Below are 14,437 nucleotides of genomic sequence, written 5' to 3' on the forward strand. Positions count from 1 at the left end.
AATGGAAACTACATTAAAACAAAAGGGTCAGAAATGGCTTCAGTGGGCAGTTCAAAATCCAAAGAAATTCTTTACGTATTCAATGATTCTACTGTCGGTTTCATTTATTGGGTCTCTCATTCAAGGTGTCTTTTTCTCTTCCGACACTACGTTCAAAATAAGACCTCCAGTCCTCTATTCTAAGAGTAAGATGAGTCAAAATCAATCCTTAAATAATGATAAAGAGATGGAGAAGATTGTAAACGAACTGAAAGCTTTAAAAGTAAAAAGAGACCAAAATGCTTTGAAAAAAGAAGACAGCTTACGAATTGACTACTTGTTTAACCAATACCAAAAACTAAAAAATGGACATTAAAAAAATAAATTTTAAAGAAAAAAAATATGTTCTGCCACTTCTGGCTTTACCGTTTCTTTTTCTTTTCGGATATGTAGGAGCGCAGTTTGTCAAAGAAGACACGTCCGAAAAAGACAAGCCAAAAGAATTATCTCTTTCACTGGGGGATACGCAGGATTCCATTATGACCAAAAATGATGCTTACGATGCGTTTTTCAAAAAAGAGGACAACCGAACGATGCTTGGTGGTTTGGACAAAGAAGAGGATAGTTTACTGAACTATGATGATCAACTGTCCTTAGCACAAAAAAGGAAAATAGATTCATTAAAAGCAGTCAATGGCAGACAAAATCAATATGAGGCGAAAGGAAATCAATCCTCCTATTACAAACCAAATCAATCACAAAGTGACGATAAAGATTACAACAGGTCTTCGGAGATCATCAAAATGCTGAATGACAAATCTTACGGAGACCAAGAAGATAAATACGCTGATACACCAAAAGAAAAGACACAAAGTGTCCAACCAGACCCTGTAAAATATCTGAAAGAACAAATGCTCGTGATGGATTCTTTAGAAAAATCCCGTGACCCTGAGTACCAAAGTAAACTTGCCGCAGAACAGAGATTGAAATCAAATAAGGATAAGATGGACGATTTTCTCAATTCAACTTTCAATGTAAGCAAATCCGGAATAAACAGCGGTTTTAATGCTTTCTATAAGGAGAAAGATAACAGTTTTATCAAAGCGGTCATTGACGAAAATAACAAAGGCTTTCTGGGCAGCAGAATCAGGTTCCGCTTGTTGGAAGACATTTTTGTCGGAAACATAAAAATAATCAAAGGTTCGATATTATATGGTCAAATCTCAGGATTTTCAATGCAAAGAGTCAATCTCAATATTGTTTCAGTCTTTACCAAAGGGGAAATCTACCCTGTCAATCTATCCATTTACGATGTTGACGGTATGAAAGGACTGTACGTTCCGCAAAGTATTTTCAGAGATATGATGAGGGAAATGGGAAGTAACTCCGTACAAGGAACTCAAATGGATATGGGCGGAAAAGGATTCTTCTCAAGTATTGGATCCAGCCTGTTTACATCAACCTCCAAATCTATTGCCAACCTGATCAAAGAGAACAAAGCAAAATTGAAGTACAATTCTTATGTCTTTTTAATCGACGAAAAACAATTGAAAGATTCACAAAACCAAAAAAAATAAAACAATGAAAACGTTATTATACACCCTTTTAATTTTCGCAGCAAACTTACTCACTGCACAAACTGCAAGCAAAGAACAAATTATTTCCGATTTACCGGAAATTGAAATTACTGAAGGTATCAACCTGCATATTATTTCGCCGGAACCGATTCAGTATGTGGATCTGTCAACAGAAAAACTGACTGGAGATTTACCAGCTTCCAATATTGCCAGAATAAAAATCACAGACCATCCTGATTCTGATGAGAAAGGAAAAATCAAAACACCTTCCGTTTTTTTTAATGGAGATAAAATTGGAGTGATAACCGTTGTTGCGCAATCTTTCATCGCACAGTACAAAGTTGTTTACAGAAACCAGGACAACCTCAATACGATTACCAATATCCATATTCAACCCGAAGCGATGCAACCTGTAGAATTTGAAAAAATGGTTTTTTCAAATCTTGAATTGAGAAAATTTGCAATGGATATTATTAAAAAAAAATCTGAGATAAATCCAATAAGGGAAGAGAAGAATCTAAAACTCAGCTTTCAACTCAATAATGTCTATGTAATCAGTGATTACATCTTTTTGGATATGACCATCAAAAACAATTCTAATCTGAGCTACGATATTGAGGACTTGAAATTCTCTTTAGAAGACAAGAAAATACATAAAGCAACAAACAATCAAAGTGTAGATCTTACCCCAATTTTACAACTCAATCCTCAAAAACACTTCAGGAAAAATTTCAGAAATATCTATGTTTTCAAAAAATTCACTTATCCAAATAGCAAAGTAATGATGATCCGTCTCATTGAAGAGCAACTCTCTGGACGCACCATAGAAATGAAGGTGAACTATTCTGAAATTCTGAAAGCCGATACCTTTTAATAATTAATATAATGGAAAATTTTTCAATTATGCTGTGTTTCACACTCATGCTATTAATAATTACCTGTCATTCTGTTTTGATAATTGTCTTTCTTACTAAAAGAAAAGAGCTCATAAATGAGTATGAAAAGCTATTAAATCTTAAAGATTGGTATGAGAAAATATCTGAAGAGGCAGGTCGCTCCTACATTATCGAGAACGTCGAAAAAAGAGGAAATGAATTAATTGATCATTTGAATCTGTTGAATGCCAATCTTATTGAAATACAGGAACAGCAAAAAAAATTACAGGAACAGCAACAAAAGCTGCACAATAACCTATTAGAAGAACACAAATTACTTAATCAATATTTCGAAAATTATTCATAATGCAAGAACAACAACATCAAATCAAGATCTATGGCTTTTTACAAAAAGCAGTTTATGCAGTCGTTGCACTCGATTGTGCTTCGCTTTTCTACTTTAATGCTGATGTTCCGGTAATATCCAACTTGTTGAAAAATTTTTCAAAGCTGAGCTTTATTTACCCACCTATCAATGCCAAATTTGCAATATTAATTCTAATCGGATTAGTGGCTATCGGAACAAAAGCCAAGAAGAAGAAAGACCTTAATATTAGTAAAGAGATTATTGCTCCTATGATATTGGGATTGCTGATGATTTTCTCTTCATTGGTTTGGCAAAATGAGGCAGGAAATGCTAAACTTCCGAAAGTATTTCCCAGCTTAAATCTCTATCAGATAATTTATGCTGTTCTTTCTTTTTTAGGGGCAGTTATTCTTCAAATGGGTGCAGATAGTATTTCAAAACTGATGCAGCAGAAAATGGGAAAAGACCGATGGAATGTTGAAGAAGAATCTTTCGACCAAAATCAGGAATTGGTAACATCGGATGTCACAATCAATATTCCATACTTGTTCCGTTACAAAAACAAAAGCAATAAAGGTTGGATGAACATCAATCCTTTTAGAGGAACGATGGTCATTGGAACACCAGGTTCTGGTAAATCTTTTGGTGTGATCAATCCTGCCATAAGACAAATGATTGCAAAAGGTTTCTGTCTCTGCATCTACGATTTTAAATTTCCTGATCTAGCACAGATTGCATACTACCATTATTTGTTGAAAAAAAGTAAGGAAGCAGACTACGATTACAATTTCCACGTCATTAATCTGAAAGAGGTTGAAAAATCAAAACGAGTCAATCCATTTCACAAAAAGTACATCCAAACTTTAGCAGAAGCCCAGGAAATGGCAGAATCAATGGTTTCATCTCTACAGAAGGGAGGTTCGAGTTCCGGAGGTGGTTCTGAAGCTTTCTTTACCCAATCCGCCATCAATTTTCTGTCTTCCTGTATTTATTTTTTTGCAACATTTGAAAATGGAAAATATTCTGATCTGCCTCATATTCTTTCCTTTATGAACCGCAGTTATAAAGAAATTTTTGACACACTTTTTACCAACGAAGAAATTTTCTCTTTGCTTTCGCCTTTCAAAACGGCGTATGACAACAAAGCGTTTGATCAGCTGGAAGGACAAATTGGAACTTTGAAAATATTCCTTTCCCGATTGGCAACTAAAGAAAGCTTTTGGGTGTTTTCGGGAGATGAAGTGGAATTGAAGATTACTGATCGTGAAAATCCATCCATTATCATATTAGCATCAGATCCGGGAACACAGGATATTAACTCAGCCCTTTATTCCTCGGTGTTAAACAGGACTTTAAGATTGATCAATTCCAAGCACAATTTACCGGGAGGAATTATCGCAGACGAATTTCCGACGATTTATATTCATAAAATTGATAACATCGTGGCCACTGCAAGAAGCAATAAAGTTGCTGTAATGCTTGGATTACAAGAAATTCCGCAGCTCAGACAGTTCTACAAAAAAGAAGTTGCAGATACTATTTCTGCGATTGTTGGAAATATTATTTCCGGTTCTGCCAGAGACAAAAATACATTGGATTGGTTGGAAAAACTATTTGGGAAAATTAAACAGAAATCATACTCACAATCAATTTCACAGCAAGGGACGACCACCAGTATTAATGAAAAGATGGACAATATGATTCCTGCCGGAAAAATTGCGGCTCTGAAAACCGGAGAAATGGTTGGAATGATCGCACAGGGAGAAGAAAATGATGCTGAGGAATATAAAACGTCTGCAATTAGTGGTAAAATTAACCTGGATATGAAAGCGATTCAAGAAGAAGAAAAAAACTATGTTAAAATGCCATCTTATTACTCTTTTGTAGATAAAAAAGGGGTTAACCGCAAAGAAGAAGTGCTGATGACCAACTTTAGAAAGATCAACAAAGAAGTGGAACTCATTGTGAATGAAAATATTAAAGCTGCGTAAAATGAAAAAACTAAAATACACATTTACATTGATGGCGCTGTTTTACAGCTGCTTATGCTTTGCCCAATTCAATACGATTACACCAACAATACCGAAAAAATCTGAAAATCCAAAGGTATCCGAAAAATCTAATATTGAAGATCCGGTAAAACAAAAGAAGGCTAAGAAATCTTGGAAGCAAGTTTTAAATATCACCACAAAATCAGATTTAAAAAATGAAACCAAAGGTTCGACGAAGTGGTTAACGAGTCAAATAGATTCACTGAAAACACTGATTAAAGAGTATAGCAGTGTAAAAGAAATACGAAAAAATGAGTTTGAAAAACTGAAAGATTCTTTGATGCTGCAAGCACAAAATAGAGTAGAAGAAACAAAGAAAGCATCAAAAAAACAAAACTTTTTTACAACGTATGATTTTGTAGACGAACCTGCAGCATCTTTTTCAAAAATTGTAATGCCTCTTAAAAACAAGATTACCATTACATCTTCTTATGGGACAAGAACTCATCCTATTTTCGGAACAAAAAAAACGCACAACGGCATCGACCTTAAAGCCAGTTATGAGAATGTCTATTCTGTAATGGATGGAATTGTTACAGCAACCGGTTGGGATTCTAAAGGCGGAGGGAATTTCATAAAGGTAAAACATTTTAACCGTTTCGAAACTTCCTATCTACATCTTTCAGAAATGTATTATCGAGCTGGAGAAATAGTAAAAGCTGGATTTGTCATCGGAAAAAGCGGGAATACCGGAAACTCCACAGGACCACATCTGCATTTTTCGGTGAAAGAATTCGGACAAAACATCAATCCTTCTCATTTTTTAAATGACCTCATAAAAGTAAACAATTTAATAGCAACATACAATGAATAACATAACCTTACCTACCGATGAACTGAAAAAATACGGAATTATTAATGAGGATAATTCTTTCTCTAAAAAGCTAAATATAGAGGATGTTCAGAAATTTCTGCAAGGATATACCATCGTTGCAGACCACGACAAAAACAGGGCGACTTTTCAGCTGACTGATAATAATACTAAACTGAAGGTCATCTTTTTGGAAAGAGATAAAAGTATTTCTGACATCCTCGAAAACAGTAAAAATAATATTCAATATACTGATGTCAAGAATGTTTCTAAATCTGAAAATGAACTGAGTTTCGAAAAAAAAGCTTTCATTTTTGACAAAGAGACCGAAAAAGTAGTTGAATTTGATTTCATTAAAAATGCAAGAGAATTGACCGCAATTATTGCAGATAAAAAAAATACAGAAGAACTTAACCGTTACATAGCAGAACTTCTAAAACTTAAATCTTTTCTGCAAGATAAAATTGTTCAGTTCCCAGAAATGGCAAAAGAAATTACGAATGATTTGAATATTGTATCCAAAGAATTTAATACAGTTGCTGGAATCTCTGAAAAGCAAAATCACTCTCAAAAGCAGGAAAAATCAGATTTACAACTAAATGTGAACGACCCTGATGTCTATCAGGATGCCAATCGAATGAGAGATGAGGAAAGCCAAGAGCAGGACGAGGAAATACCAAAGTCAAGAGGTTTTAGAAGATAGCTTAATAGGTGGAAAAAATGGAAGACAATCTAACCTGGTTTGATAAGAATATAGTTCCCAGAACGAAGGCTTATAAAAATTTTGTGAAGGAAATTGAAAACACTTCACCTGAACAGTTTTTTCGGGACGGAGAGAGGCTGTTTACCGATAGAGAGAAAAAGTTTATGGCAATTCATCAATCTAAGGGAAAAGAATTTATTCAAGGTTCAAATTTTACATTGAAAACATTTTTCAATTCAAATCAGGGTTTCCCTATTGAGGATAAATTTAATACTACCGCTGAATTAGTCAGATTTATTGAAAAGCAGCGACTAGCCAATAAACATTTGATTTTGCAAAATAACAGGGAGTCTACTGAAATTGCTATAAGTAATGAGTCCATAAAACAGAAATTTCTCTCTGATCTCTGGGCTCAGGAATTGGAGAAAAAAACTGATTTAAGTTCCGGATTGACCTATACGCAAATTGATGAAAAGCAAGCTCATCATTATCGAAATTATGAAGTTGAAGCTGTAAAGTTATCATTAGAAGGGGTTCATCAAATTGAAATGACTGATCTGGAAGAAAATGCAGACTTTTTTTCAGATGAAGGCTTTGAAGAAAATTTAACCCCTGCATCTGACCTTCCGGACGGCTGGACCTGGAACGATTACGATGATGGGAGTGGCTCGCTGAAGAGTCCAAGCGGTCATAGGTATTACAGCTATGATCTGCAAACTCAGGAATATACATTACCGTACGGTCGGCGAGAATGGACAGGTATGAGAGATTTTTATGATGCTCCAAAAAGTTTGAACGAATTCAAAAGCTATGTCGAAAACGACTTAAAAGCAAAAGCGGTGCAAAATAATCTTTATCCGAAACTTTCCGAAGAGGAAAAAAATGATATTCTCAAATACAGGATCTTTATGAAAGAAAACGAATTCATACTGGAGAACTTGCAGATCACAGCGAGCCAAAGAAAAGCTTATTCAGAGAAAATGGAATTCGGAACAACAGATGGAGATTATTCTCTTACAAAGGCACAAATGGACACAATCCCAAATGTTATTGATGGTCATACGTTGTCAAAAAATGACAAATACGAATTGGCTTTCGGCCTATTGGAAAAACAGCTATATGGGGAATCCTACGAATTATTGGATAGCGGTGAAATTCTAAAAAATTATCTGGATGAAAATGTTTTTTCAAGAAACAGAATATTAACAATGAATGATATAAAATTTAACAATCAAACCCCAAACATTATGGAAACACAGAACGAATATGAACCATCTCAGTATCCGAAATTTCAATTAAAATATCTTGGTTTCGGAGAAGGAGAACAACTGCACAAAGATTTAGAAAACGGAATTAATGCTCCCGAAAAAGAGTTCGAAATTAAAACCACTTCCGACAAAACGATGCCCGGAAATGAAATGGAATTCACGTTAAAATTCAATAAGATAGAAAATGGAAGTGTCTTTATGAATTTTTATAATGCTAAACTCACTAAAGCAAATGGCGACGTTATCTCCCACAATTTTCCTGTTAACAGGGTGAATACATTTACTGCTAAAGAAGCAGTCAACCTTTTGGAAGGGCGTACGGTAAAAATACAATTTCACAATCCGAAAACAGAAAAAATAGAACCTGCATTTGCCAAACTGAATTTTAACGAACCCAAAACCGAAAAAGGAAATTACAATTTCCAGAATTTTTACAAAAATTATGGAGTTGATACGGCTCAGATCGTAGAAAAATCCAAACTGATCTTCGATAAGCCGGAATGGAAGGAAAGTACCATAAAATCTTTGGAAAAAGGAAATATCGTGAAGGTAAAATTTGAATTGGATGATAAAGTAATAGAAGGCAAAGCGGTGCTGAATCCGCAATACAAAAATCTGAATCTGTATGATTCTGATATGAACAGAATCAATACCAACAAGCCTTTAGAAGGTTTGGAACAAGACAACAAGCACGAAAAAAATAACGTGAAAGAACAAAGTATTAAACGATAGATAACACTTACAACCAATCATTTATTTCCCAGCGGTAAGTCAAATTAATTAGGCTGCCGCTTTTTTAAACCCTATATCTATGAAAAAACTTTTAATACTACCCAGCTTGTTTTTTCTTTTTGTAAGCACTTCCTGCCACAAAGAAATCAAATCCGAAAAAGGAGGAATCGATGTTGTCTCCAATGTATATTTTGATGTTTCCAAAAATCTGAACAATATCCAAAGTTTTCATTTGTCAAGCCTTAATTATTCAGGAGATTCCATAATAGAAAGGATTCCGGATGTTGATGCTCCCGAAATAACCCAACAGATTTATTTCATTAAAGATTCATTGTGCTATACTATTGAAAATGAAAATCCCGGCAAAATTATTCTGTCAGACATCATAAAGAAACAAAAGCCGCTTTCGGTTGAAAAGAAAAAAGGAGGAACATTGTTTTCTCAGGAAAAAATCCCCAATTACAGAAACAGAAAAAATCTGAATGATACGGTTTTGTTTAAGAAAAAATACAAACGATTTGAAATCAACTCACCTTGGATGTACACCCGGTTTTACATTTATCCAACGGATACTATTTTACCGTACTCTATTTACAAACACGCGGAAAAGGACTACCACGGAAGGCTCGAAAGGATTGATTCTTACAATAAAAAGACGGACATATTCGTGACGCTTCAATTAATATCAAGAAAAAACTGGGACAGTGAAGCCAAAGAAATTTTTGAATTTAACCACTTCATAAAAAACAGAAAAAAGTGAAAGATGAAGATTTTTTTAATGAGATAAATGATGACATTTCTGTAGTTGAAGGAAATAAAAAGGAACTTATTGTTTTCACAAACAGTAAGGATATGCTTTCATTCTTGGAGCTTCTTCAATTGAACAAGCAAGTCAATAATAGAACAATTATTACCTTAAATTCCGGTTCCAATAGCAAAAAGTTCCTCAATAGATACCAGAATTATGATGGCAAAATGTTTTTATGTCTGAGCGGGGACAGAACAGGAAATGCAATAACCAGAAAAATTCTTACAGAATTTAATGGCAAAAATATCAAAGACGTTCGTCCGTTGTATGAAATTTCTGAAAATGGGAATCAAGACCTGACCGAATATTTAGAGAATAAACTCAATTTTCAAGATAAAAATACTAATTTAGTTGAACCAAAAATTTCTGAAAATGAAAGCAATGCAATTGAATCCGGAACAACATCCGATCCTCAGCAAGTGGGAAACGGAACACCTGAACAAAACACTGGAGAACTTGGCTCAAAAATCCAATCCGAGCAAAACGGAAGTTACGAAAGCGGACAAGCAGTGGGCAGCAACAATGCTGGAAATGGACTTGCAGGCACAGAACGGAGCGATTTGGGAAACCGAAACCGAGGAAGAGGATCCAATGGAGGAACACAACCGCAAAATGATGAAAAAAATGAGGGAAGAGAATATTCCTTGGGCGGAATCGTATCCGGGAGAGCTATATCCGATAGAAGAAGATCCGATAGAAGACCTTCCGAGGTAAGTGAAAATTCAACAAATAAGGTAGAGCTAGATGTTCTCATTTCAAAATATAAAGGGCGAAAACTTAATAATGAACAAGTTGCGGAAGTAGTTTCTGCAGCTTGTTTTGTTTCTAATGACAACAGAATTCTTCTCAAAGAAAATCTGAAAGTCACGGATGATTTAAAAGAAATCTGCAATCAATTCCAAAGTGGCGGAACCGCAAAAGAAGGCAGAGGGATTTTAGATGAATATTACACACAAGATAAAATTGTCGATGCAGTCCGCAATTTAATCAAAGACCATTTCAAAACTCAAAAAGAAATTTCTGTTTTAGAACCCAGCGTTGGTACAGGAAATTTTATCTATGCCACTCGCGAATTATCTGTAAATTCTAAAATTACAGGCTTTGAAATCAACGAAACCACGGCGAAAATTGCAAAAATTCTACATCCCGAAGTCGAGATCAACCTTCGTTCGTTTGAAACTGAATTTATTGATGACAGAGGTAATAAAAAAGACTCAAAAGATTTTTCAGAAAGATATGATTTGGTCATCGGAAATCCGCCTTATGGCGAACATCGTGGGCTTTACAAAGGATTAGGCGAAGAACCTAAAATTTCAAAATACGAAGATTATTTTGTTAAACGGTCATTAGATTCTTTGAAACCCAACGGCGTTTTGGCGATGGTTCTTCCATCAGGTTGGCTCAACCGACAAAAGAATTTACAGAATGCTAGTGTTTTGGAAGGTTTCCGTTTACCCAATGGCGCTTTTGCAGGAACACAAATCGGAACGGATATTATCATTCTCAAAAAAAACAATCACCAGATTTCTGCGGATATTTCCAAATATTTTGAAAATAATCACACAAGAGTTCTCGGGGAAAACCGTGAGAAAACCAATCGTTTTGGGCGTTTGGAAAATTATATCCACGGAAATTTGGATGAAGCTCTCTTTAAGATTGAACAATTTAAAAATAAAAAAGAAACCGAGAGAATCGGAAATCTTTTTGAAGATTTGTTTTTAGAAAATACTGAGTCCAATTCTGTTACAAAAGTTCCTGTAAAAAAAGAAATTATTGCGGAGAAAATAGATGAGTTGAATTTAACAGAAACTCAAGAAAAAATTGAATTGGTACTTTCTAAACTCAATAACATCAAGTTTAAATCTCCCACCATTACGACTGAAATAAGAAAGTATGAAAAACTGCGCGAAGATTTAATCACAAAACCAGCATCGTTTTCAGAAGAAAAATTAAAAGAATTGATAGAAAAAAGTGATAGAATAATTTCTATTCACAATACGAGAACTGAGAAGGAATATAAAGTCCAAACGGAGCCTTCCATAAAGAAAGGAATTTTAAAATATCAATTCTCCAAACAGGATGAAATTGTAAATACTTCCTTGCAAAATAGTTCAAACATTACGAAAGAACAAATTGAAGCATTCAGAGATACATCTTACGATGGAACGCTCAACAATCACGAAAAACATTCCAAATTTTCAAATTATTCTGATGGAGTTTGGATTCACGATTTTTATTATGCAGAAGGAAATATTTATGCGAAGTTAGAGCAGCTCGAAAAAGATTTTGCAGATAAAAATGCTGTTGGTGGAACGGAAAATCAGTACGAAAAACAAAAAGCATTATTAGAAAATGTTCTACCAAAAGCGAAATCTTTAGATGAAATTTATATCAGTCCGAACCACGAGTTCGTGCACAAATTTGAGTTAGGCCAAATAGAAAAAGACCAATATAATCATATTACAAAACGTACCGAATCAGTCATTGTAGATTACAATCTTGCGGAAAGATTCAAAGACTTTGTAGGCACTTTGTCAAGTGAAGCCTTTGCGGGTTCTTCAGCTTGGGAAGTGCGAAGCTTTGTAGATAATGAAACGGTTACAGGAAGCGATAAAGAGCGAAATGCGTTAGTCAGAGAAAGACGAAAAGCTGCTGCGAATGATTTGTTTTACAAATTTGTACGTGAAGAATTATCAGATGACATTAGAACTCGTTTTGTAAAAGATTTTAACCGCAATTACAATAACATCCACGTTCCGGATTATTCTAAATTCCCATTGTTTTCAAAGATTCATAAGAATTTCAAAGGAAAGGAATTTAGATTAGCAGAGGTTCAGAAGGCGGGAATCGGAAGACAGACCACAAAAGGCGTAGGACTTTTAGCGCACGAAGTGGGTTATGGAAAAACATTGTCCGGAATCCTTTCAATGCACGAAGCAATGGAAAGAGGAAATGCGAAAAGACCAATCATCGTAGTTCCGAATGACAGCATTATGAAACAATGGGTGGAAACGATTTTTGAAACGATTCCCAACGCGAAAGTTAATGTTTTAGGGAATTTGGGGAAAGATTATGACCTTTCAAAATTTGATAATAAAGACGGAGAAATAACCATCGTTACTTATGAAGGTTTTAACAATATTGGATTTTCATCAGAAATAACCGAAGAACTTTCGTCAAAATTCAGTTACATCTCTGCAAGTGAAATGAAGGGCGTTACCAATACCGAAAGAGACCTCCAAATTGAGTTTCAGAAAGAAAAGGAGATTGAGGGAAAAATGAAGCGTGGTAAAATCTATGACTGGGAAGATTTTGGATTCGACCATTTGACTTACGACGAAGTTCACAATGCCAATCATATTGTAGGAAAAGTAAAAATTGAGGACCGAAGATTTGCGTCCGATTTTAGAAGTCAAAACCAACAGACTTCCAAACTGGGAATCAATACCTGGATGGCAGCTCAGTACATTCAAGACAAAAACGACGGAAGAAATGTGACCTTGCTTTCCGCAACGCCTTTTACCAACAAGCCTTTGGAATATTATTCCATTCTTTCTTTAATAGCAAATAAAAGATTAGAAGAATCGGGATATTTCAACGTCAATACTTTCTTCGAGACCTTTATGGAAGCGGATAATGATATGGAAATTGATGCAAAGGGTGATGTGAAATTTAAAGCCAACGTTCGGAGATTTAAAAATAATTCGCTGTTTCAACAATTACTTTCGGAATTCATTGATATAAAAGGAGAAGAAGACAATCCTGAATTAATTCGTCCCAACAAAATTAACAAAGAATATAAAATTGAACAGAATGATCTCACAAGAGAACAGTATGAGCTGCTCAATGAAAATTTCAGTGAGACTGAAAAAGGAGCAATTTTAACACATATTCTCAATGCCAGATTGATTGCTATTTCACCGTATTTATCGCCATTTTATGATGGCGAAGAACCTTCAATAAAAAAATTCATAGAAAATTCTCCGAAGTTAAAAGACACGATGGATTTGATAAGGCAGAACAAAAAAGATCTTCCTGACTCAGGACAAATTGTGTATTCTGAATTAGCAGTTGCTCAGTTTCCAAAAATAAAAGAATATCTCATAACAGAAATTGGTTACAAACCCGAAGAAATCGGAATCATTACCGGGGCGACCAATAAAAACCAAAGAATTTCTATTCAAAATGATTTTAATGAAGGAAAAATAAAAGTAGTTATTGGAAGTGAAGCCATTCAGGAAGGAATGAACCTTCAGGAAAACACAACCGATGTTTATATGCTTACGTTGCCATATAATTTTACGTCACTCCGACAAGTGGAAGGACGAGCCTGGAGGCAAGGAAACAAGAACGAAAATGTGCGGGTTAATTTTATGCTGACCAATGACAGTATTGATGTGTTTATGCTTCAAAAACTGCAATCCAAACAGGCAAGATATTTAGAAGCAATGAAAAAAGGAGCCGATGTTTTGGATATTTCAGACATCAGGACTCAAGAATTAAAAACCTCCATCATTACCAATCCCGAAACCAGAGCCAATATCGAAATCGAACTCATTAAAAAGAAGATTGAAAGTGAAAAAAATAAACATTTGGCCGATAGTGCATTTGTTCTGAGAAAATATGAAGATGTTTTGAAAGTAAAAGAATTGGTAACCCAAGCCGAGCATTCATATAATAGAATTGAAGGCTATTCGAAAAATGGCGATGCAAATGCTGAATATTGGGCAACCCAATTACCATCATATCAAAAAACAATTGAACTTCATAAAGTTCAAGTACAAGAAGTAATTGAAAATTTAGCTCAGAAAGGAATAGATGTTACTCAAATTGAATATCAAACCAAAATGACTGAAGATAAAATTGCGGAACTGGATAAAAAGCTGGAAGAGCTTCCAGCAGTTAGAGAAAATTTAGTAGTTCAATACAGAATAGAAAAAGAGGAACAGCTTAAAGCGAATGAAAATAGAAATTATGTGAGAGAAAGAGCGAGGGAAAATACAGTTTTATATAACAATTTAACAACAGTAGATTTTATAGATAAAGTATTAAACCAAAAAGAGAATATTTACTTAGATAATTTTCAGAATGTTGTCCGAAGAAGGTAGTTATTTATTTGTATATAGCTTAGTAAGATATATTTATATTGATTGTTTAGTACGGATTATTAAAAGAGATTTGTGCTTTGTAAGATACTGTAGTATAAATAATTTTTTTTAAAAGTCTTGTTAGTAATAAATTTTAAAAAAATAGATAAAATTTAATA

The 14,437-nt window shown here is 34.5% G+C and carries 10 protein-coding genes; all 10 read left to right on the forward strand.

Going from position 1 to position 14,437, the window contains the following annotated elements; translation table 11 throughout:
* Position 1 precedes the first annotated feature (1 nt).
* The 10 genes from SOP96_RS04495 (at position 2) to SOP96_RS04540 (ending at position 14,279) form a co-directional block, all read left to right on the forward strand.
* The gene (locus SOP96_RS04495; protein WP_074231900.1) at positions 2-355 is read left to right on the forward strand and encodes a hypothetical protein; all 354 of its coding nucleotides are present in this window, start codon (positions 2-4) and stop codon (positions 353-355) included.
* Positions 351-1,556 (forward strand): conjugative transposon protein TraM, encoded by a 1,206-nt coding sequence (gene traM / locus SOP96_RS04500; protein ID WP_074231926.1) that lies wholly within the window; start codon positions 351-353, stop codon positions 1,554-1,556. The genes SOP96_RS04495 and traM overlap by 5 nt, the downstream gene beginning before the upstream one ends.
* Before the next feature lie 4 nt (positions 1,557-1,560).
* The gene (gene traN, locus SOP96_RS04505; protein ID WP_074231901.1) at positions 1,561-2,430 is read left to right on the forward strand and encodes a conjugative transposon protein TraN; all 870 of its coding nucleotides are present in this window, start codon (positions 1,561-1,563) and stop codon (positions 2,428-2,430) included.
* Between the two features lie 11 nt (positions 2,431-2,441).
* Positions 2,442-2,798 carry a hypothetical protein gene (locus SOP96_RS04510; protein WP_123891964.1) on the forward strand — a complete coding sequence of 119 codons (357 nt, stop codon included), beginning with the start codon at positions 2,442-2,444 and terminating at the stop codon, positions 2,796-2,798.
* Complete coding sequence (locus SOP96_RS04515; RefSeq protein WP_074231903.1) at positions 2,798-4,789, forward strand: type IV secretory system conjugative DNA transfer family protein; 1,992 nt, start codon at positions 2,798-2,800, stop codon at positions 4,787-4,789. The genes SOP96_RS04510 and SOP96_RS04515 overlap by 1 nt, the downstream gene beginning before the upstream one ends.
* A gap of 1 nt (position 4,790) precedes the next feature.
* Positions 4,791-5,663, forward strand: coding sequence for a M23 family metallopeptidase (locus SOP96_RS04520; RefSeq protein WP_051879935.1), 873 nt, complete (start codon positions 4,791-4,793; stop codon positions 5,661-5,663).
* Positions 5,656-6,363 (forward strand): hypothetical protein, encoded by a 708-nt coding sequence (locus tag SOP96_RS04525; RefSeq protein WP_034975922.1) that lies wholly within the window; start codon positions 5,656-5,658, stop codon positions 6,361-6,363. The genes SOP96_RS04520 and SOP96_RS04525 overlap by 8 nt, the downstream gene beginning before the upstream one ends.
* Before the next feature lie 17 nt (positions 6,364-6,380).
* Positions 6,381-8,363: a hypothetical protein gene (locus SOP96_RS04530; RefSeq protein ID WP_074231904.1), complete on the forward strand. Its 1,983-nt coding sequence runs from the start codon at positions 6,381-6,383 to the stop codon at positions 8,361-8,363.
* Positions 8,364-8,442: 79 nt separating this feature from the next.
* Positions 8,443-9,123 carry a hypothetical protein gene (locus tag SOP96_RS04535; protein ID WP_034975921.1) on the forward strand — a complete coding sequence of 227 codons (681 nt, stop codon included), beginning with the start codon at positions 8,443-8,445 and terminating at the stop codon, positions 9,121-9,123.
* Entirely contained in the window at positions 9,120-14,279 is a 5,160-nt protein-coding gene (locus SOP96_RS04540) for a helicase-related protein (RefSeq protein ID WP_042279187.1), read from the forward strand. Before SOP96_RS04535 ends, SOP96_RS04540 begins: the two co-directional genes overlap by 4 nt.
* The last annotated feature ends 158 nt before the right edge of the window (positions 14,280-14,437 follow it).

The organism is Chryseobacterium salviniae (assembly GCF_035819015.1).
In the GTDB taxonomy this organism is placed as follows: domain Bacteria; phylum Bacteroidota; class Bacteroidia; order Flavobacteriales; family Weeksellaceae; genus Chryseobacterium; species Chryseobacterium salviniae.

What these genes read in the sequence shown, in the direction of transcription:
- SOP96_RS04495 (WP_074231900.1), top strand. Translation starts at nt 2, where the DNA reads ATGGAAACTACATTAAAACAAAAGGGTCAGAAATGGCTTCAGTGGGCA.
- traN (WP_074231901.1), top strand. Translation starts at nt 1,561, where the DNA reads ATGAAAACGTTATTATACACCCTTTTAATTTTCGCAGCAAACTTACTC.
- SOP96_RS04510 (WP_123891964.1), top strand. Translation starts at nt 2,442, where the DNA reads ATGGAAAATTTTTCAATTATGCTGTGTTTCACACTCATGCTATTAATA.
- SOP96_RS04515 (WP_074231903.1), top strand. Translation starts at nt 2,798, where the DNA reads ATGCAAGAACAACAACATCAAATCAAGATCTATGGCTTTTTACAAAAA.
- SOP96_RS04520 (WP_051879935.1), top strand. Translation starts at nt 4,791, where the DNA reads ATGAAAAAACTAAAATACACATTTACATTGATGGCGCTGTTTTACAGC.
- SOP96_RS04525 (WP_034975922.1), top strand. Translation starts at nt 5,656, where the DNA reads ATGAATAACATAACCTTACCTACCGATGAACTGAAAAAATACGGAATT.
- SOP96_RS04530 (WP_074231904.1), top strand. Translation starts at nt 6,381, where the DNA reads ATGGAAGACAATCTAACCTGGTTTGATAAGAATATAGTTCCCAGAACG.
- SOP96_RS04535 (WP_034975921.1), top strand. Translation starts at nt 8,443, where the DNA reads ATGAAAAAACTTTTAATACTACCCAGCTTGTTTTTTCTTTTTGTAAGC.